Genomic DNA, 20233 nt, shown 5'->3' with positions numbered 1-20233 from the left:
TAAAAAGTGTTCAATACCATCCGTAGATGACATTTTATTTCTTAAATAATTGTTTAGTCATTGCTCCACCAGCTTAACATACCCTTGAACGAATCAATATCAGTGCTCCTTTTGGCTCACGAGATAGGCAAAAAACTTAAGCTCCTTTAACTCGCTTTCCCTTAAGTGGCCGATCTCCATAATTTTGATCACCCTGAGTACTTCGTCCAGCACATCTCCTGGAAAGAAAAGCTGCACGTCTTCCCGGATCACTCGATCTGGCAGTCCATCCTTATACTCGAACAAATTGTTGACTACGATGAACCATATGGTTCTAGGATACATCCGCTCACCAAATTCCCGCAGATATCCTTCCTGGTCACCTTTCATGAGCTCTATCAGGAAAAAATTATCAATCCAGTTGGCAGAGTCGCCTGACATCCTGAAAAATTCGCTGTTGGTATGTCCCTTTAAATATTGGAGCAGGTTTTCATTCAGCCTATCGGTATAAAGCTCAATATACCTGAACACCTCACCAGGCAAATTCAGCGGCTCATTCCATTTAAGCAAAAAGTAATTGAACATGAAGCCAATCCGGTCAACCTTGTCCTTTTCCAGTGAAAGTTCTGCAATTGCGGCATTTGCCGCTTTGTGCCTATCTTTGAACAACCTGATCAAGTTGAAATATGCCCTACCGATTAGTGCACCGGAATCAACATCTGCCGGATCAGGCCTGGTTTTCCAGAATCTGGCAAAATCCCGAAAAATGTCAACGTCCTCCAGCACATAAGCATCCGCCAGATTCTCATCGGCGAGCTTCTCCAATAGTTCAACGATTTTTCCGGTACGCATGGCAGTGGTCAGGACAACGCCTTTATCGGTATCCTTCATAAAAAAATGGTCCAGGTGTTCATTGGCAACTTCCCTGGGTGCTGAACTCAACGCAAAATAGCGCTCAAAATATTCCCGGTCCCGCAGGCGCTTCACATTCCCATCCCCATCCTCACTGTGTTGTTTGATAAACAAGAAATCGAGCAGTGCTTTGGTTGTCTCCTGCTCGTAACTGCTTACAAAGGTGGCATCCAGCGAGGTACCCTGCCAGATCCCCTTACGAAAGATTTCTATAATATGGCCATACATGCGGTTATATGCCCCGGCATCAAAAGTCTTTATGGCATCCAAAACCAAAAAATCGAACAGGTTAACCTCACCGATAATATTGGGCAGACTAAAGATCAGGTTATTGAAATAACGGTTCAAGTCCCTGACCGACCTGAAATACTCCTTCAACCCATGGATCAGCCATACCGACCTAAAAGCGGTACTATTGAAAGGTTGACCAATTCTGGACATAAACACCGATATCTTGTCAAAAAAAAGTTCCCCGATCTGGGCTTCGGTCACCTGCGGAATGCTAAAATCTACCTGGATGATCTTTTCCAGGTACTTTTCCCCATCAACGCCGTACTCACGCTCCAATGCCTGAACAACTACCTGCTTGTCATAGGCCACTACGAAAATCGTGTTGGACAGGTTCAGGTTAACCTTCAATACCCTAAAGAGCATGGTGATCTCCACCGGGGTCAGCCTGTCCAGGTCATCAATCAGGATGTACAACCTGATCCCGCTATCCTCCAATAGTTTGTTTGCTTCCAGCCTCACCTCTTCCAGTGATACTACGTCCACCTTCTTGCGGTATTCCTCCGCACCCTCCAGCACACTTTTAATCATCGGATGGATATGTCCAGCAAACTTCAAATAGTCCAGATACCCCAAATACTTTTTGAATTTATCATTTGCACTGGCAGCTTTGTCTTTCCAGTCCAGTACTGAAACCGCCTCAACCACTTTTTCCAAAAAACCACGCTCCAGATCATCCCCTGCAGTGTGCCCCCAACTGTTGAAGCTTAATACCTTATAGCCGCGGCTATTATCGGTATGCAATACATCGAGGTGTTTTTTGACGTATTCCAATAGTGTCGACTTACCCGAACCCCACTTTCCACTGACCCCAACCACTAAACTCTCTTTCTGGTGCCCAAAAAACGTGTGCAGACTATTTACGATCTGTTTGGCAAATGAATCCCTACCTAAAAGGTCTTTTTCTGCAACAGTATCCGGGCTTATTATGTTATTCATATACTACTAAAAAACTTCTTTTGTTTAAACGTTGTATGCAGTTCCTTACAAATAAGATACCTGCGTTTTGCAGTCAAACGTTTTTACCTTATTAAAATCATCAGTTACCGGCATGGTCCTAAATCCATCTCACAGGGGCAGAAATTCACAATATTGAAAATATCCCTTAAGCAGGGCCAGTTCGTTATCATCCTGAACCATCCTTACTACAGCTAGGTTGGAAATAGCCCTGGAACAGGCCACATAGAAAAGCTTCTGGTTTTTAATACGGATCTGTCCGTCCATACTACTGTCATAAATACTTTTAAAGTTGTACATATTCCATAGGTATTCATCCAGGACCGCGATCACATTACCGATTCCAGATCCTTTTGTCTTATGCATGGTAATATAACCGGTCTCCTCATTCAGGTAGCGGTAATAGTTCAAGACCTCCTTAAACGGTATCTCCTGGGACAAGAGTGCTTCGGCAAAATTCTTCTTTTTTAACATGGATTCAAAAGCGTCGAACTCCTCATCCGAAAGGACGACCCGCCGATCTTTCTCCAGTCTCACCCGGGTATTGCTCCCTGCGAGATAATATCCCTCCAGCATTTTAAATTGCTTATCTGATTCCAGCTCAATTAACATCACTTCCCTTTCCCGTAAATAATTCCGGTGTCGTTCCGATTTCCTGATCAGCTTATTGTTCAGGGCATACGAAAGTGCTCCGGCCATACTCAGGTCACTTCCCAAAAGATACTCAAAATGTGCACTTATGCACGTTTTATCTTTAACCGATCGGATCATGAAACCATTTTTTTTAAGCAACCCCATTAAAGCATTGTACTCCTTCGACTCAAATGCCCTGCAAAGCCCGGCGAGTTCGGATACCTGGATCCTGGAAAGTTCTTTTTCAATCTCCTCTTTCACCTCGCTGTACCGGTCATTAAAAACCTTGTACAGGTGTTCAAATCCAACTTCGGTAGAAATTGATTTGTTGGTCAACATCAGGATTTTTGCATCAGGTTTATTGAACAGTTTTTTTGCCTCTTCGATAAGGCCATTAAGTGAAGTGGCATATTCATTCTTGTCCACCAAAGGAGAAAACGCATTTGGCTTAGCTCCAAACTTACGGTAGTAAAACTTGACCCCGCCTGCTCTCTGCGTAGGCGTCTCTGCTGACTTCAGCGCTACTTTTTGGGTGATGCCGTCATTCCTTAATACATTGATAAAATCAACTACCCCATAGGAACAGCGGAAGTTATCTTCCTTTTCCACTTTTTTCAGCACATTGGCCCCCACAAAATGCTCGACATCCCCGATACCGTCTTCATAAATACCCTGCATGGAATCACCAAACAGTCCGACCGTAGTCCGGCGGTTCGCAGGTAACAGCTCCAGGAATATCCTGACCACCTCGGCTGAGGAATCCTGATATTCATCAATGAATATGAAATCATATTTATCACTAATGATCTGGGGTAATAAGGGAAACCTTTCGCACAACGCACAGGCTATAGTGAGCAGGGAATCATGTGAAAAGCCAAGTTCTTCAAGTGAGTCAAACCTGGATTCATTATAAGCGATAATACGGTGGTCCTTTTGGGCGATGATTTCAGCAATTTTGCCGTTGAGTGCGTCTACATCATTACGGAGTCTTTGGTTAAATGTTTCAGGTTCGCGGTCATAATCGCGTTTCCCTGTAACTTTCGGTAGAACTTTCCCTGTAATGGCGAAAAGTTTCTTAGCATATTTAGTGTATACCTTTTTATACTCCTCATGCCCCGGTGAGGAGACATGTTTAATATAAAAAATTCCTCCGATCACCTCCTTGATATTACTACGATAGTTTTTGATCAGTTTATTTAAAAACGAATGGATTGTAGATATTTCGTACCGGTTACCAACACGCGCAATGAGTTCATCGACCGCTACATTGGTATGGGTAATGCAGGCTATCTTCTTATCGGGATAATTCGATGCCACATAAGCGATTATCTCTTTCAGCGATTCGGTTTTTCCACTACCGGCACCACCCTGCAGCACAAAATGTGTAAAATCATCCTCCTTTAACTGATTGCGATCAATGATGCCTTGTATTTCTGTTATTGCGTTGCTCATGATGCGATCCATTTTAGACCTTCAATAATATAAGCTGGTGTTTTCCACTTGATCTCCTTGGTTAGTGCGAGATACAGAATGGATGCGGCCAGATCAGATTTACCATCAGATTTGAGTACCCTTCCCGTCAGTTCATAATAATCCTTGCGGTCTGCGGTCAGCTCTTTCCTGTTTTCCAGCCCTGCGATGTTGTCCTTGTGTGTCACCATTTCGGCAAGGTTAATGGCCATAAAGGCATCTTCGAAGCTTCTGGCTTGATACCCGTTCTCCGGACGCTGATAGGCTACATAAATCTCCGGACTGATTGATTTGGCAGTCCCCTCCTTGATCTGTTTTAACCAGCCTTCAAATTCCGCAAGTTCCTTTTTCTCTGTCTCCCGCATATCCATTTCGGGAAGATTGGGGGCAGCATAAAAATACTTGATGGTCACATTACTGGTATTTTGCGCCTCATTGCTAGGACAGGCACTCCAGGTTCTTTTTTTCTCCTTCTCAACAATTTTAGTTCCGTCCAGGTCGGTCAAAATCAACGTGCGTATGCCCAAAAACTCTATAAAGTGTTTAAAGACCCGCGCATTTGCACCAGCTTCTATGATGGAGACGTTCTGTGAGGTTAAGGGGATATAATCTTTTTCCGCATCACGCAACTCATCATATGCTTTGATGAAATAAGGCAGCAGGATTTTCTCGGAAGTACCCTCGATAAATATAATCTTCTCCGCAAAAAACAATTCCGAGGCGTAAAGGGTAAGGTACTGTTTCAGGAATTTGAAATGTTCTTTCTTCCCTGCGTACTTAGCTTCGAGCTCTTCATGAAAATTCCTGACTTCAACATTATCCCCCGATAGCTTAAAATACCTGATATCCTCAAAATCACACTGCGAGACAATGTGCGAAGAGTGTGAGGTGATAAATGTCTGTGCGTTTGGGATCATCTTCAGGATTTCCTTGATCTTCCGGGCAAAGACATATTGCATCTGTGGATGGGTATGGGCTTCGGGTTCCTCGATAAAAAGGATATTGATGTTCCTTTTTTCCTGTTCAAAAAACTTCCTCTTGACCTCAATCTGCAATAGCAGGAAAAGGATGTTGAGGTGGCCCAGGCCGTTAAAGGTTTCCGGCAGGTAACCGTCAACTTCACCGTACATGATCTTGGAATAATTGGACATAATCGCCTTGGACTCAAGGTTCGATACCACATTCAGCTTACCTTCCACAAATTGCTTTACGTTAGCGAAATAATCCTTAAAGTGTGCCTCGTAACTGCTACTCAGACTGGCATCCATCTCCAATATCTGATCATTGATCTTTCCAAATGCCTCCCTGGAAAAAATATTTTCACCGTTAAAATAATCGGTGGCGAGCTCAGAAAGTGCGGTCCGCTTCCCTCCGGTATGATCAGAACTGGAGACATTCCGTTTGGCATGAATCACCTGATAGTTGATCAGCCGGCGGATGTCTGCGATGCTTTTTTCCACCAGTCCGGTTCTGCCGGCCGCATCAATGTCCTTGGGGTCACCATAGACATAATAGCGGGGTTTCAGAAATTTTCCCAGGTTTTTTTCGATGAAGTCTGTTCTATACTTCTCGGTGATCATCGACACCTCCGAGATCAGCTCCTCTTTTTGAATCTCACATTCAAACAGCAACCTGACCACATTATTGGCTGGGTCAAGATCCAGGATAAAATCTGAAAGATGTTCCAGGTTATCATGTTGGGTGTAAGCAATATCCAAGGCCATCCTAATGTAACAGCAGCTCAGATCTTCACCCGCCAGCACGCCGCGAATGTTTTTGCGCAAGCAGATCGAGAAATCGTTAAAATCAAACCCCAGTTTCTCCGGCCTAAAAAACTTATCAAAAAGCATGATAAAGGATGTTTTCCCAGAATTATTCTTTCCGATCAGCAATGCCAGATCCTGTTTGTTGTCAGTATTGAGCTCAACTTTGGTTCGTTTCAAGAGCCTAAAGTTTTCAATTTTTATTTTTTGAATATACATTAGCGTTAATTAAAGTATCCGTTCCTGCCGCTGCCGGGTTCCCCTAACCCTCAGCGGCATTATTATGTTGGTATTTTAATATTTTTCATCAAGATACCGAGTTACCTGCTTTTGGCCTTACGGTTTTCCGTAATCAACATATATTTTAGGTTCTGTCTTTCATTATGAAATCATTTATTGTGAAAGAAAGCCAATACAGACCTGAAAAACAATACTTACTTTTAAGTATATTACGTATCGGTGTTATTGTTCCATAAATCGTCATACCTCAAAAACTGTTACTCATCTCAAACATCGGCAGATACATCGCAATCAGGATAAAACCGACCACCAGGCCTAAAAACACAATAATAAAGGGTTCGATCATTTTGCTCAAAGTCCCTGACCGGTGTTCAACTTCCTGAATATACCGTTCGGCAATATTCCCAAAAAAATCATCGAGTTTATTGATCTCTTCCCCCACTTTAACCAGTTGGATCATTTTTGCAGGATATATTACAAATTCCTGCAAACTCCTGTGCAAAGCTTTCCATTGCATGATATCCTGCTCAACGCGCTTTAAGGAAACCTCCACCGGATAAAATCCAATGGTCTGGGCTGACATTTCAATCGCCCTGAGCAAGGGAATCCTGGTCGCAATGAGCAGGCGCATCGTATTGCAGAACCTAGCCAGGTATACCTTGGAAACCAGATCCCCAACAAGCGGAATTTTTAATAACAGTGCACTACTGATCTTTCGGAAGGATTCCTTTTTTCTCTTCCTGTATACCCAATAGCCTATTGCAGCCATAACCACCACGACGGGCAGAAACAAGCTTCCCAAAATGCCAGAAGCTTTGATCACCAGTGCAGTCATCCAGGGGAGTTCCCCCCCCAAACCGCCTGAACACATCGGTGAACATGGGCACCACAAAATGCAACATAAAAAAAAACAGCACAGGCAGAAGTACAGAGGACAATAAGGGGGTAACTCAGCGCCCCGGTAATCTTCCTTCTTTGTTCCACCTTCCGCCCGTAGTAGGCCACCAGGTTGGGGATTTCGGCAATAGTATCCACCTGTTTTCGCGCATAGTGGCCAGCTTTTTCGGTCTATATTGTTCACTCTATTTCGCTCCAAAATGGGCACTCGGCTCATTTTAAGCGGCTTTAAGCTTTCCGGAAGCCTGACCGGACTCATTGATTGTTTTGCATAGAGAAATTAAATTGTCGATGCACTAAAGGCCTTAAAATCGAAACTTATAAATCATTTGTTGGAGTATTTTTTATCGAAGGTAATTTTCTGTTAGCCCAAGGCTTAAATGTCCTTTTAGACGCTGAATATTGCCTTCTAAGGAATCACACGGAGGGTCAGTGGACCAGCAATTACGAATACTGTTTGAAAAATGACCAGGTCAGATTGGGCCGGATTGGATATATTTGGGTCAGTCTTAAGGATACCATCAAGACCAGATGGTAAAAAACGGGGTGTATAGTTTGGAATGAGAATCACTGCACACTTTTAGCGAATCCCCACTACCATCTGCACACGGAAAAATTAAGTAGTTTTCTTATCGAACCTTATATTCGTTAATATTTTTCTTCTGACACTTTATGTAGTTTTTTACGTTAAAACAGATTCTTTCTTAGGGATATTCTTGTAATTAAGTGTAAAAAATCTGGCAAGAATAACAGATCAATGAAAAAAATAGTACTGTAACCCCATTTCACATTAAAGTGACTATCTGTTTTGGGGCAAACTCTATAAGATTAATCAAAAAGCCAACATTACACAAAAGCATACCCTGATAAGGGGGCAAAGATAATCTGATATAGGGTGATGGCATGTTTAGAACCGCTTTTATTGACCCAACGTTTAATGATAACATATTGAAAGTCAAGTAAAAATGGCTGGTTTTTAATGAGCAACCCTTTAAGGTTTTGGGCTTGAGCCTGGTTAGTACTCAGTGCCGGAGTCGAACCGCCAGTGATTAGTAGCTTAAATTCCTTCCAATTTTAAAAGAGAATGATTATATTTACACTATAGCAATTGCAGCTAAAACGTATTGAGAATGATGGTGAGCGATTAGGTGAGTAAAAATTGAAAACCCCATTAATACTATTCAAACGCTGATTTTAGCACTAGGTGTAAATCCCAGCGGGATCACAGAAATCCTCCAACGCTTATTGGAGGATTTTTGTTTAAAAAGGATTTCACTGTGCTAAAATCCCAAACAGCCGTTTATTGCCCTTTTTACCCGGCCGCTCCGACACAGCAATACACCAACAATACCCTAAGATAACCCGCTCCTCACCTTTTATTTACTTGTTGTTAACCTGCAGATCTAAAGCAATGCAAATCTTTGACCTACCGAATCTACACCAGAACTACAACCCAACCGAAGTAGGTGTGAAGTTGAGTGCAAGCAGGTACGAAGCTGACCCGGCCGGAAGGTGGCTAAAACGTGGGGTAAATGTGGCGTGAAGGTGGAATTTGGAATATTCTTTTTGGAGTTTTTTAATCAGATGGATTGATTTGGGTGATCATCTCTTTTTGATTGTCCTAAGATACTAAAATTATGGTTTTTCAGGGTTATAAAGATCAAAATCAAATGGCAAACAGGATCTTGTTTTTTACAAACGCGGAATTAAGGCTTCTTCAAATTCATCCCGGAAAGCATTTTTTTATGCTGCTTTCTACCAGCAATTGGAGTTTTTATAATGGTATGACGTTATTTTTTGCTTCGCAAAACACTTTGCGTTAAGTGCGGAAATCTCTAATGCAAGCCAAAATATAGTTTTACTTATTTTTTTATGCGGTTGTATTTATGCCCGGGCCTTTCTTAGAAACCGTAACCAGTTGGATAAACCGCGATTAATTGACCTCATCTTACCAAAAATATTTTACTCATAACCCCCTTTTATTTTAAGGGCATATAAATTATTAAAAATTGGTGCAAAGGGGCAAAATAATTGGTTTTTCCAGAGAAGCCCATTGTTTTTAGCTTATTTCCAATAGCCCTAATTCACATAAACGAAGAGCAGTATGTTTTGCTTTTTCAAAGGACATTCTTTTGCTCCAAAAGTATATCACATCTGCAAAGGTCTCCATATCCTGTGTCTCCATAAGCAAAGGAAAGATTTCTATGTTGTCTATATAGGCTATTTCCCTTTCAATATCGGGATGTTGGATAACATTCTTCAACAAAAGCCGATCGTTTTCGACACAGACTGCTTTAACAAATTTAATCTGTGGCGAACGCCTTATTTTTTTATACCATAATTGGTCTATTGCATCCGCAGGCCATGCCCCATTCGTTACCTTATCATGCTTGTTCCCTAAAATACTTCTTGATAGCTTAAGCCTAAGTTTTCGTTGAAAAGCAGTTTCATTATCCTTTGCTAAAATATTAACCCGCGCCCTTTCTTTCCAAAAGTTGTTATCGCTTTCAGGCCATGCACATTGATAATATTCACTCGTCCATTTTAGATGCTGAGTTACCGATTCCGCCATATGATCCTCGAAGAAATGCCGGGAAATCTCTTCATCGCCGGACTTAAGGATGTTATTGACTGCAACTACAGTCTGTAGTGAAAAACGCATTGCTTTCTCTACCCCGGTTGAAGACAGCGGATCGAGTGTAAAAGCGGCCTCACCTATCCTGATATAATTATTGTCCCAAGGTTTATGATGGCTATAGTTTAACACCATACAGCTCTGGATAGCAGAAGGTACGAAGCCTTTAAGCCCACCTTTAAACAATAATGAAGTGGAAATCCTGTCGCAAAAAAGTTTGTAAGGAGAAAGCTGCCGAAGATCTTCCGGAGCAAAAAAAGCCATCATCCTAAATCCATCCTCAGGCAAAGGTGATCCCCACAACCAGCCGGATTTTTGTGCCTCTACCAGTGTACATGCCGGCATCAAAGCCTTATTCGTGTTTCCGTAAAGGGCAACCATAGGCGGAGCTGTAATGATCCTATCGGTCATCCTGCCTCCACTCCTGCCCCTCGAGTCGAGAACGAAAACTGCTTTTAGCTCCCGATGTTTATCATCCACCCTGATTACTACTTGCCAATGCGCTCCTTCATTACGGAAAGTTTCGGTTTTCGCAGGCTGGAATAAAATAAGTCCCCTTGAAACCGCCAATTGCAGCATATCATGGTCTAGCCGGCTTCTATCTACCATTATCCCTCCACCATGATTCCTAAACTCAATATTCTCATCTTTGGCATTTTCCCAGATCACCTGTGCAGGCAGTCCATCGATATACCCACGCCCCTTTAGCAAATGACTGGCACCGAGATAATCAAAAATATTCCGCACGCCTGCTGACAAGGACTCCCCGATCTGTGGGCGCGGAAAAACATGTTGTTCGATCAGTGCCACGCGATGTCCAAGCTCAAGCAGCCTCAAGGCTGCACAGGTTCCTGCGGGTCCTCCGCCTATGATTACTGCATCAAATAATTCAATGTCGCCCATAAAAACTGGCTTAATTGAACCAACCTGGCGCCAACCTTGAAATACGCTCATGGGCCTGAATGGTATAATGCAGCCATCCCCGGATATAATCACAGGCATTTCTCCCTTTATCGAGCACTTCATGATGGCAGCCGCCGCCACAGAGATAGCGGGCCCAACATTGGTTACACGGAGACTGCTGATGCACATGCCTTGATTCCAACCAGCCATTCTGTAGTTCTGCATCAATACCGTTTACAATATCGCCCATACGTCCATCCGGTTCATTAACAAACCTGTGGCAAGCGGCAAGTTCTCCATCAGCAGATACTCCCATGTATCCCGCTCCCGCGCCACATGGATAAGGACGATGTGTGCCCTTATCAATTTCTTTAAGGGCATTAACCATATTGAGATAAGGATAACGTACGCCCTGGAGTACTTTCTTTTCAAAATGCAGTCCACAGGCAATCATTGCCCCGAGTAGCTGCTCAAGGTCTTTTTCATCCATTTCACCTTTTCCATTACTGGAATTAAGCAATGGAGAAAACCCTACGCTATGGAAGCCCATCCCGATAAATTCTTCAAGAACTTCCAGCAGGTTCAGGTTGGCAGGGGTAACTGTTACCCTGGCCGACACCTGCATTTTTCGCTGGATCTGTAGCAACGGTCTGATGTTTTTCATGATCTGATCGTAGGTACCTAAACCGCCTTTCAATGGCCGCTGCGCATTATGTTCCTCCTTTAATCCATCAAGGCTGACCGTAACCGAGAAGGCATGTTCTTCAAAAAAAACGGCATCATCTGCGGTTAGTAATGTTCCATTGGTGGTAATTGAAAACCCAACGCTAATATTTTTTTCAGCCGCTTTTTCGGCTGCGTATGCAGTTGCAGCCCTTATGGCTTTGCGGTTCAACAAGGGTTCCCCACCAAGAAAAGTGAGCTGTACTTTGCCGTTTTCCGGACAGTCTTTAAGCAGCAGGTCGATCGATCTTAAGGCCACATTAAGCGGCATGCTTTTCATCGCACCACCAAAGCTACCCTGATCAGCATAACAATAGGTACAGCCCATGTTACATTTTTGGGCTATGGCCAATGAAAGGGCATAAATTCTTGGGCTTTTCAATGGCTCATCATCTATTTTCAGCGGCGCGTCAAGCCCCATATCGATCAGTTTGTTTTTAATGCCTTTTTCATCTTTTGATTTCAGGAGCACCCGGAATTCTTCCTCAGTCTGAGGAGAAATCTTATAAAGCATAGTGCCATTGGCAATCAACAACTGCGTTTGTTGCCCGCCCTTAACCAGGTGTACCTGAGGAGATGCGGGCCTGGATTCAGCAGCATTTTTTTTCGCCATCCTGCCAGCTATATTGCTAGCAGGAGAATCTGTTTGTATAAGCGTTGACATAAGTATCTGCTTTTCTTATAGATATATTTACAGTTCCTGATCTGTTCCGGTCGCATCATTTCCCTTAATGATGAAACTTAGCTCACCCTCCCAGTTCCTGAACAAGTCATCATAACTTAATAGACGTGAATCTGTCCTGTTATCCGGGATATATTCACCCGTTCTTTTCTTGGCCATCCAATTGTCGCCGGCACTCAGCCCTTTTTCATCCGGTACCACATTTACAAAATCCGGACGGCTGGCCGCCCAGTAATAACAGGCGCATTCACGGTAATCGTTCTGCCAGGGCGCACAAAGCCCTTGGGTCATTTCTCCCGGTTTGATGATCTCCTGAGAAAAAACACTTGTATCGGCCTCAAAGAAATGATTTACTTTTAGGCTTACCTTTTGGTACATTTTTTCGTTATCGAGGTCTTTTTCTAAAGCAACAACCTCTGTTTTGGAAGGCCCGATAGTAAAGTGGCATATCACTTCCTGTCCCTGTTTCTGAAGAACCTGGGCCATAGAATTTGACCATTCCATAAAGGAAACCCCGTTTGGATTGGCAGCAGTAATCAAGGGAATACTGTCTCCATCCGGAAACACAGGACCAGAGGTAGCGACCATGGTTGGTTTATGCGCTATGGCAACAAGACGGCAGTCTTTCAAGTGTTCGAAGTCTGGACCAGTTTCGACAACGTAGTTGTTGTTTTCTATGAGTACGATTCCATCGAATGCACGGCGCCAAAGGTTCCTGAAATCAAATTCCAGACCAGGAAAACAGTTAGAAATCGCTGCCCTTGGCAAAATAGAAAAAGGATTTCCCTCACCAAGGTAATGCAACTGGGCAGTAAGATTCGATGCCTCAAGGGCTTTATCCTTTAAGGAAGGTTTCTGAACCGCTCCCGCAGCCTGACCATCCTTAAAAAGTGCCCCGGCGGCGGCCTGGATTACCAGATTGATCTGACGATGGGTTAATGTCAGTGAGCGCCCATCTGCACCGCGCATCAGCGCGGGCATCTTGCGGAGTGTCGGGCTTGAAAGGTCACCAATTTCATCGGGACGGCGGAGCGCATCGGCAAACCATGCAGCAGCCCCTGTACTGAGTCCACCGAACACCCTTTCATGCAGGGCGCGCAAAGCCAGGTTATCTACAATTGATGTAGCCATGATCGGCTCGTAAAGGCGGCCAAAGTCATTGGTATTCTGTCTCACCATTGTACTGGCCGCATTCTGTATGCCCTCAAAAGAATTGCCGTTCATCACGCTGGTATTCATCAGTCTGATTGTTTCCAGTGCCCTTCTGACAATTTCTTCTGCCTCTTCAATTTCAACCTCACCTTTAACTTCTGGCCCCAGCAGGATCTGCTCAAGCTCATCAGAAACTACCCGTACCGGAAGGGTATCAGGTGCAAATGCAGGAGGTCCTGCGCTGATATGTGCCCTCGCAGTAAGCGTGTGGCTTTCATTCTTTAAGTGAACGGAGACAAAACCATCACATTCATCATCCAGATAACCCCAGCTGATCCTATCATTATTGGCAAGATAATATCCGGCAAAAATCTGTGCAGGGTTGGTGTAAGTGGGTTCACCTACCCCCTTTTCACAATAACCCCTCCAACCTTTTTCTTTATCGTAGATTACCAGATCATCAGAATTGATAATCGGATCCGGCTGGTCGAGCTTTGTCTCGCTTTCATTCCTAAAACGGCTTGAGCCATATACTTTTCCCGCCCCAGGGGTGAAACGGAACCTAACTTCTGGAAATTCATCTGTAGGCGAAATAAATTGTACCGATCCCAATGGCAAGGTCTTTCCAGGAAGGAAGTTTTCACTCTTACCTAGCAAAGGCAAGGCAGCATGGCTATTGATGCCAAAAGTCTTTGCATATATCTTATCCCCATCTTTTCCGGTTCTTCTAAAAATCTTGATATTCCCTACCTCTACGTCCCAACTGATGTCCTTTAAGCTATAGCCAGCTTTTGACAATAATGATTCTGTTAAAGGCACAAGTGTATCGCCATCTTCATCCGTAAGTGCAAAAACTTCAAGAAAAGGAGCTACAGGATGGATTCTGCCATCCTTTGAATCTATGGCGGGCACGTCCTTAAAACTGATCTGTTTAGGTAGCTCACCGGTAATTTTTCCTGATACTGGATCAACACTAAAAGTCTGTTTTGGAAGGATATTCCTGAAATCAAGCGGTTTTTCCCGGGACAGACCAAGATCATATGCAGAGAGAGGAACAGTAGAGGAGCCTAAACGGCCGATAGCAATCGGTGGAAGGATGCGCAGCGCTAAAATTTTCATAACAATAAAATTTAGGTTATTATTTAGAGGTAGAAATAAGTTCTTTTATAATGGCAGAAAGTCCCTGGTCGGCTTCCCTTAATACATATAGATATTTAAGGTTGGCGGGCGAAACATAAGGTATAAGACTTTCGATAACGGTTTCACTGGCGTCAATAAGATCCTGATGTTCCCGCCAACGGTTTGTTTCCCCCATCGGCAGATCAAGCGTGTAGGGAATACTGAAGGGCGGGCCTGCCATTTTATCATCTGTTCCTGGCGGATTAAGAGGGGTCTGAACAAGTACATTTGAGATACTTCTTAAATTGTACATTTCTCCAAATGTAGCATTGATGATTGTTGCCCTTGGTGAAGTAGCGCCGTTATTGTTAAAACCATTATCCAACAGGAAACTGTGGGCAAGATAATTTAACAGCATCCTGTAGCGGACATTAAAGAGATGTGCCCATGCCCTGGCTTCGGGATTGGTTATCGCATCTTTCTGATAATCCGTTCCAACATTAATGGAAGATTCTAAACTATCATCAGACTTCCTTTCAGCAATAAATGGATTGGTGGCCACATTCCTTGAGGGCTCCCATGAATCACCTATTTCTTTCTCCAGTTCACGCAGTTCTTTGTAAACAAATAGGAACCGTTCGAAGTGCGAAGGCTTATCTGCATTCTCTTCGATTGTTGGCGCCTCACCCTGCTCAGAGATTTCCAATAACGCGGCGTAGGCATCATCCCTACAGGTCAAGGGAGCCACAAGCACATCAGGCGCTCCCTTTGGACCCGAATGCGAACTACCTCTTTGTCCTCCCGTATATCCACGCCCCCATTCATCGAATTTGGCCTGAAAAGGGTAGGTATTAGCCTGAAAAAGTTCGTCAGGAATCTGTTCCGAGTCATTGAGCAAGCTTAGAATGACCGTAAAAAGAGCACCAACCCGGTGTGGATCTTTGGTGTCTTTATATACTTTTTCCTTCACCTCCACCGCAATCGGATCATCGCTGTTGATCCACTCTTCAGGAGATTCTGCATATACATATTTGGCGAGTGAATTTAAAGTTAGCCGCTCGAGTTTAAATGGAAACGGGTAGAACGGTGTATCCCAGGGATAATCCATCCTACCAAAGTTTAATGGGGCACCTATTAGTTTGAGAACGTTTTGAACTGAGATAAAATGACCCATTTCTTCCTTCGCAATTCCAAGGATAATATCCTGCCAGCCTTTCACCTTCTGCTGATACTTTTCAGGTATTTTTGAGCCACCAATGCTATAGCCTGCATATAAATACTGGAGCATCAGCCCATGTTCAATTTCTGCATTGATATAAAGCAAAAAGGAGAGGTAATCTTTGGCATTAAACTCGTATGGTATTTCAACTTTCAGGCTTTTGGGACCCCGAATACCCGGATCTTCAACAGTTTCAACAGCCTGGAAACTTTTAATCCCGTTGGCCTTCATTACAGCCGCCGTCCGATTGCTTTCGGCCAACTGAAACACAGGCTTTAAAAATCTTTCAAAATTGTTTTGCATGGTTTGGTTTTTAGAGGTTAAAATTTTATAATCCTTATTTCTTTAATACGATGGCTATGGTGAGGGGAGGCATTTTAAATTCACTGGATATACAAGGTTTTTAAACAGATACTTCCTATTTAAAGCCGTCTATAGCAGCATATTATTTGTTATGCTCACGTTCAGGTGGTAGGATAGAAACGATGGTACGGCAAAATAGAGTCAATATGCACGGAACTAATAGAGCTTTCGAAAGAAATTTTAAAAAAGGGAACAAGATAACTTGAATGGCAGTGAAATAAGACAAGCTTATAATACCTGCCATTATCTTGATGGATGATTTGATTAGAGAGCATAATAATGAGACGTTTTTTTAAGTTATCATCTAATGTAGTATTTTTATATTAAAAATACTACAAATTAAGTATTAACAAATTGTAAAATATAAAATACAATTAACGCTTATTATTTTGCAACTAAAGTTAAATATTGTTGGACAGAAATAGGGAAGTCAAAGTATAATTAGAATTTTCTATTCTTATGGCTTTACAAGGTGCGGGCAAACCACTTTTAGAAGCTAATATCATTAAATTTCCAGAACTTAAGTTACATAGCGAACAAGAAGGTAGATCGTACACTCAGCAAATTTTAAATGACCAAATTTTAACTGCAGCTGATAAAACATGGGAAAAAGGTGACTACAACGAATTCATTAAAATTATTAGTCGAACTAACCTGAACAGGATTCCATCCTCCTACCAACTGAAATACAAAATAGCTCAAAAGAGAGTTCAGCATTTAGCAAAGCCACCTTCTCAGTAATGTTCGTGGAACTCCATGAAGTTCTGCTAATCCTTTCTTGGATTGCCCTGCTAGATATTCATTGACTAGCTTCAACCTAAATTCGGCTGAGTACTTTCTTCGCATAAAAATGCCCCCAAATAGCGTCTAACTTTTTGGGGGCAGTGCATTTATTCTCTTGTGCTTTCAATAAACACTCGTAGAGTGCTTCTTTTTCTGCGTGGAGTTTTTTAATTTCTTCTACTGTTTCCATTAGTTTATCTAATGGGTTGAATGTGTATTTATAATTTTCTGCGTATGCAACTGAATCGTCCTGAAAAGTATTGGCAATTATATTTACAGCTCTTTCTTCATCAAAATTCCTGATTGCCTCTTCTGGCACCTTTAATATTTTAGCAATTTTCGGCTAAAAGAGCATCTTCAATCTTTTCTTTAGATTCTAATACCGAAATCCTTTTCAGGCTCCAATCATCGCCCAAAGAAACGGCAAGCCCTTCCTGTTTTATTCCCATCATTTCACGGAAATGTTTCACATTTCTACCTTCATGCACTTTATTTGTACGATCAGTTGTAGTACTCATATCGGTATTATTTTAATCAAATGTAATAAATCTTATGTACAGTATTAGAATAAATAGAGCCGATTAATTTATTCAGGGTTTTATACCAGGCCTTAAGGTGGATACTTTATAACTCCTTGATAAGATCTCTTGCAGGACGTGCTTTTAGTTTGCCCTGAAGCACCAGTTTAAGATCTTCAACTGCTTCTTTTAACTCATCAGCTAAAATAGCATTTTCATCAGAAAAAGGTGTTGTCTTACAAAAGACAGGCTGCTTAACAGCTCCATTACAATAGCTGCCTTACTCATTCCTATAACTCACCAAATTATTAATCAAGAGGTAAATAGCAGATGCCGAATTGACGACTATCAGCAGGAGCACTTAAATGATTTCGTCCAGATAGATCTCAATTTGGTCGATTAAATTTGGCTGAGCCACTGGCTTTGATGGAATATTCCTTAAATTCAAGTAGACAAATGATATAATTATTTGTCTACCTGAATCCACAATATTTGATTCTTATATTTACGCTTAGAAATAATTTAACCTACTTAAAGTGATCTATGATAAAAAGCTACTGTGTTAAAATACTATTTGCAATTCTATTATTTATTATTATACCAACTGTTTTGAAAGCACAATTAAAAATTTCTGGTAAAGTGGTACAGGATGCGGATAAACCAGTTGACATGGCAGAAATACATTTATATAACAAGGATAGCGTAGCTGTGAAATTAAACTTTTCAGATGAAAAAGGAGATTTTGAGATCATTACAGCTGCGGGTGTTTACCGGATACAGATCAGACAAATGGGCGCTGTACTTTTCAATAAAAGTATAACGGTAGATAAGGATATAAATTTAGGAACAATACAGGTGGTCAATACAAAAGACCTGCAGGAAGTAAACATCGTTTCAAAAAAGAAATTGATTGAGCGGAAAATTGACAGGTTGATTTTTAATGTTGAAAATTCTACGGCTGCTACAGGGGGAACTGCACTGGATGCATTAAGTGTAACCCCAAGGATAAAAATACAGAATGAGCAGGTTTCGATGATCGGTAAAAAGAGTATGTCGGCGATGATAGATGGAAAAATTGTTTTATTATCAGGGATTGACCTGCTGAATTTCCTAAGAAGTATTCCTTCAGACCAGATAAAGAGCATAGAGGTGATCACCGCACCCCCGGCTCAATATGATGCGGAGGGCAATAGCGGCATGATCAATATTAATTTGAAAAAATCAAAGCTGAACCAGTGGAATGCCGCTTTTAGAAGTTCTTATATCCAAAGCGCAAAGCAGACCGGATCACTGGGCGGCAGTTTTGATTATCAAAAAAATAAACTTTCATTTTATACCAACCTCAATTACAAGGATGGCTCAACCGCCCCGGTTGAAACCAGCAGGATCTATTATCCGGCAGGCAGCTGGAATGAGGAAACACACAGACAGGTCTTTCAACGTTTTTTCAATAGCAGGATTGGTGCTGATTACCAGATAACAAAGAAATGGAGCCTAGGCATGCAATACCTGGGAAGCAATAACAGGCCACGGATTGAAGAAAACAGCGTAACTTCTATCTATAATCCCGCCTATACACAAATTGATTCGTATATCAATACCGTAGCGCAAAACAAGGGAAGGAACAACAGTAATTCCTTTAATATCAATTCCACTGTAGATCTAGATACAGGAGGCAAAAAGGCGATTTTTAACCTGGATTATTTCCAGTTTAATAACAATGATTACAGAAATTTCAATAGCGCAGGTTTGTTATCAGCAAATAATATAAGTGCACAGCAGATAGAGAACTTTTCCGCAAAGGCAGATTTTGAACATCCTCTAAAATGGGTCATACTCGGCTATGGAGCAAAGGTATCATCGGTAAAGACGAAAAACGATGTGAAATATTTTGAGACCACTTCAGGCATACCGGTGTTTGATCCATTACAAAGTAACCGGTTCAATTATACGGAAAACACACAGTCGGTTTATATCAAGGCAGATAAAAAAATAAATGAGGCCTGGGAAACACAGCTGGGTGTCCGGATAGAAAATACACAGACCAAAGGCATATCCGAGTTAGCCGAACCATCAATTAAAAACAACTATGCCAAGCTTTTCCCTACGTTTTACCTGACGTACACGCCCATTGAGAAACACGTTTTTGCAATCAATTACAATAAGAGGATCAACAGGCCTTCCTACAGTAGATTGAACCCGTTCAGGTGGTATAGCAATCCGTTTTCATATACTGAAGGGAATCCTTTTTTGCAACCTTCTTTCAGTGATAATATCGAGTTGAATTATACGCTAGATGATAATTTTTCGAGCAGTGTCTACTATTCCCATACAAAAAATGGGTTTGAGCAAATTACGATTATCGACGACCAGACTAATATTCAGCGGACTGTAGCACAGAATTTTTTTAATACTGCTGTTTTAGGGGTTACTGAATCGTATACTTTTACCAAGCTCAAATGGTTGTCGGCCACCTTGTCGTTCGACTGGAATTATAGCCGCTCTAAATCGCTCATCCCTATCACGAATCAAAACCTGGATGGCGCAAATGCATACCTTTCTGCTAACAACGATTTTATCCTGACCCGTAATAAGGCTTTATTGCTGAACGTCTCATACTGGTACAATTTTAAAGGTACATCAGATTTAGACAGGAATAGTGCCTACAGCCAGTTTGATGCGGCTATTAAATACATAACACCAAACAAAAAATTGCAGGTTTCATTAAACGCGACTGATATTTTTAAGAGTAATACGCCGGTTTATACAAGTTATACCAATCAAATCCGAATCGATTATAAAAATTACTACGACCTTAGGTCTGTCCGCCTATCCCTCTCTTACTCTTTTGGCAACAAGTCTGTCAGTGTGCAAAAAAAGGAAGTCGGCAATGCAGAGGAGAAAGAGCGGACAAATTAAATGATAAAACCCTATTTCCAGGTAAAGCATAGTGACTAAAAACACCATGCATGGAATGCTATGGATAAAAATACTGCT

14 protein-coding genes are annotated in these 20233 nt (G+C 42.0%); 3 read left to right on the top strand and 11 right to left on the bottom strand.

All coding sequences use genetic code 11. The annotated features are described in order from the left end of the window. Positions 1-99 precede the first annotated feature (99 nt). The 4 genes from IM793_RS16865 to IM793_RS16850 form a co-directional block, all read right to left on the bottom strand. Positions 100-2118 (bottom strand): P-loop NTPase fold protein, encoded by a 2019-nt coding sequence (locus IM793_RS16865; RefSeq protein WP_193423344.1) that lies wholly within the window; start codon positions 2116-2118, stop codon positions 100-102. A 129-nt stretch (positions 2119-2247) separates the two neighbouring features. Continuing rightward, a complete protein-coding gene (locus tag IM793_RS16860) occupies positions 2248-4221 on the bottom strand; it encodes a UvrD-helicase domain-containing protein (RefSeq protein ID WP_193423342.1) in 1974 nt (657 codons plus the stop codon). Beyond that, positions 4218-6221 (bottom strand): ATP-dependent endonuclease, encoded by a 2004-nt coding sequence (locus tag IM793_RS16855; RefSeq protein ID WP_193423340.1) that lies wholly within the window; start codon positions 6219-6221, stop codon positions 4218-4220. Before IM793_RS16855 ends, IM793_RS16860 begins: the two co-directional genes overlap by 4 nt. Positions 6222-6489: 268 nt before the next feature. After that, positions 6490-7113 (bottom strand): type II secretion system F family protein, encoded by a 624-nt coding sequence (locus tag IM793_RS16850; RefSeq protein WP_193423337.1) that lies wholly within the window; start codon positions 7111-7113, stop codon positions 6490-6492. A 1437-nt stretch (positions 7114-8550) separates the two neighbouring features. On the opposite strand from IM793_RS16850, the gene IM793_RS24990 reads away from it, so the two are divergent. After that, on the top strand, positions 8551-8682 hold the full coding sequence (locus tag IM793_RS24990) for a hypothetical protein (protein WP_255512107.1): 132 nt from the start codon (positions 8551-8553) through the stop codon (positions 8680-8682). A 516-nt stretch (positions 8683-9198) separates the two neighbouring features. On the opposite strand, the gene IM793_RS16845 is transcribed toward IM793_RS24990, so the two are convergent. Genes IM793_RS16845 through IM793_RS16830 form a run of 4 tightly spaced genes read right to left on the bottom strand, consistent with a single transcriptional unit; the run spans position 9199 to position 15875 of the window. Continuing rightward, the gene (locus IM793_RS16845) at positions 9199-10728 is read right to left on the bottom strand and encodes an NAD(P)/FAD-dependent oxidoreductase (protein WP_193423335.1); all 1530 of its coding nucleotides are present in this window, start codon (positions 10726-10728) and stop codon (positions 9199-9201) included. Continuing rightward, positions 10688-12064: a radical SAM/SPASM domain-containing protein gene (locus tag IM793_RS16840; protein WP_193423333.1), complete on the bottom strand. Its 1377-nt coding sequence runs from the start codon at positions 12062-12064 to the stop codon at positions 10688-10690. The genes IM793_RS16845 and IM793_RS16840 overlap by 41 nt, the downstream gene beginning before the upstream one ends. 27 nt (positions 12065-12091) lie before the next feature. Further along, complete coding sequence (locus IM793_RS16835; RefSeq protein WP_193423331.1) at positions 12092-14353, bottom strand: hypothetical protein; 2262 nt, start codon at positions 14351-14353, stop codon at positions 12092-12094. Between the two features lie 19 nt (positions 14354-14372). After that, positions 14373-15875: a ferritin-like protein gene (locus tag IM793_RS16830; RefSeq protein WP_193423329.1), complete on the bottom strand. Its 1503-nt coding sequence runs from the start codon at positions 15873-15875 to the stop codon at positions 14373-14375. Positions 15876-16394: 519 nt separating this feature from the next. Between IM793_RS16830 and IM793_RS16825 the strand changes: the two genes are divergently transcribed. Then, on the top strand, positions 16395-16676 hold the full coding sequence (locus tag IM793_RS16825; RefSeq protein WP_193423327.1) for a hypothetical protein: 282 nt from the start codon (positions 16395-16397) through the stop codon (positions 16674-16676). On the opposite strand, the gene IM793_RS25165 is transcribed toward IM793_RS16825, so the two are convergent. Genes IM793_RS25165 through IM793_RS24835 form a run of 3 tightly spaced genes read right to left on the bottom strand, consistent with a single transcriptional unit; the run spans position 16653 to position 17236 of the window. Further along, positions 16653-16781, bottom strand: coding sequence for a transposase (locus IM793_RS25165; RefSeq protein WP_227256291.1), 129 nt, complete (start codon positions 16779-16781; stop codon positions 16653-16655). The two genes, IM793_RS16825 and IM793_RS25165, sit on opposite strands and share 24 nt — an antisense overlap. Next, positions 16753-17037: a hypothetical protein gene (locus tag IM793_RS24840; protein ID WP_227256290.1), complete on the bottom strand. Its 285-nt coding sequence runs from the start codon at positions 17035-17037 to the stop codon at positions 16753-16755. Before IM793_RS24840 ends, IM793_RS25165 begins: the two co-directional genes overlap by 29 nt. A 10-nt stretch (positions 17038-17047) precedes the next feature. Further along, a complete protein-coding gene (locus tag IM793_RS24835; protein ID WP_227256289.1) occupies positions 17048-17236 on the bottom strand; it encodes a hypothetical protein in 189 nt (62 codons plus the stop codon). A gap of 609 nt (positions 17237-17845) precedes the next feature. Between IM793_RS24835 and IM793_RS16810 the strand changes: the two genes are divergently transcribed. Continuing rightward, positions 17846-20155: an outer membrane beta-barrel family protein gene (locus IM793_RS16810; RefSeq protein WP_193423323.1), complete on the top strand. Its 2310-nt coding sequence runs from the start codon at positions 17846-17848 to the stop codon at positions 20153-20155. Positions 20156-20233 lie beyond the last annotated feature (78 nt).

It is taken from the genome of Pedobacter sp. MR2016-19 (assembly GCF_014947265.1).
Classification (GTDB): domain Bacteria; phylum Bacteroidota; class Bacteroidia; order Sphingobacteriales; family Sphingobacteriaceae; genus Pedobacter.
The sequence above is the reverse complement of the archived record's forward strand: the minus strand, read 5'-3'. Positions and strand labels throughout refer to the sequence as shown.

Excerpts from the sequence above, each read along its gene's own strand:
- IM793_RS16865 (WP_193423344.1), bottom strand. The coding sequence starts at position 2,118 with ATGAATAACATAATAAGCCCGGATACTGTTGCAGAAAAAGACCTTTTA.
- IM793_RS16860 (WP_193423342.1), bottom strand. The coding sequence starts at position 4,221 with ATGAGCAACGCAATAACAGAAATACAAGGCATCATTGATCGCAATCAG.
- IM793_RS16855 (WP_193423340.1), bottom strand. The coding sequence starts at position 6,221 with ATGTATATTCAAAAAATAAAAATTGAAAACTTTAGGCTCTTGAAACGA.
- IM793_RS16850 (WP_193423337.1), bottom strand. The coding sequence starts at position 7,113 with ATGTGTTCAGGCGGTTTGGGGGGGGAACTCCCCTGGATGACTGCACTG.
- IM793_RS24990 (WP_255512107.1), top strand. The coding sequence starts at position 8,551 with ATGCAAATCTTTGACCTACCGAATCTACACCAGAACTACAACCCAACC.
- IM793_RS16845 (WP_193423335.1), bottom strand. The coding sequence starts at position 10,728 with ATGAGCGTATTTCAAGGTTGGCGCCAGGTTGGTTCAATTAAGCCAGTT.
- IM793_RS16840 (WP_193423333.1), bottom strand. The coding sequence starts at position 12,064 with ATGTCAACGCTTATACAAACAGATTCTCCTGCTAGCAATATAGCTGGC.
- IM793_RS16835 (WP_193423331.1), bottom strand. The coding sequence starts at position 14,353 with ATGAAAATTTTAGCGCTGCGCATCCTTCCACCGATTGCTATCGGCCGT.
- IM793_RS16830 (WP_193423329.1), bottom strand. The coding sequence starts at position 15,875 with ATGCAAAACAATTTTGAAAGATTTTTAAAGCCTGTGTTTCAGTTGGCC.
- IM793_RS16825 (WP_193423327.1), top strand. The coding sequence starts at position 16,395 with ATGGCTTTACAAGGTGCGGGCAAACCACTTTTAGAAGCTAATATCATT.
- IM793_RS25165 (WP_227256291.1), bottom strand. The coding sequence starts at position 16,781 with ATGCGAAGAAAGTACTCAGCCGAATTTAGGTTGAAGCTAGTCAATGAA.
- IM793_RS24835 (WP_227256289.1), bottom strand. The coding sequence starts at position 17,236 with ATGAGTACTACAACTGATCGTACAAATAAAGTGCATGAAGGTAGAAAT.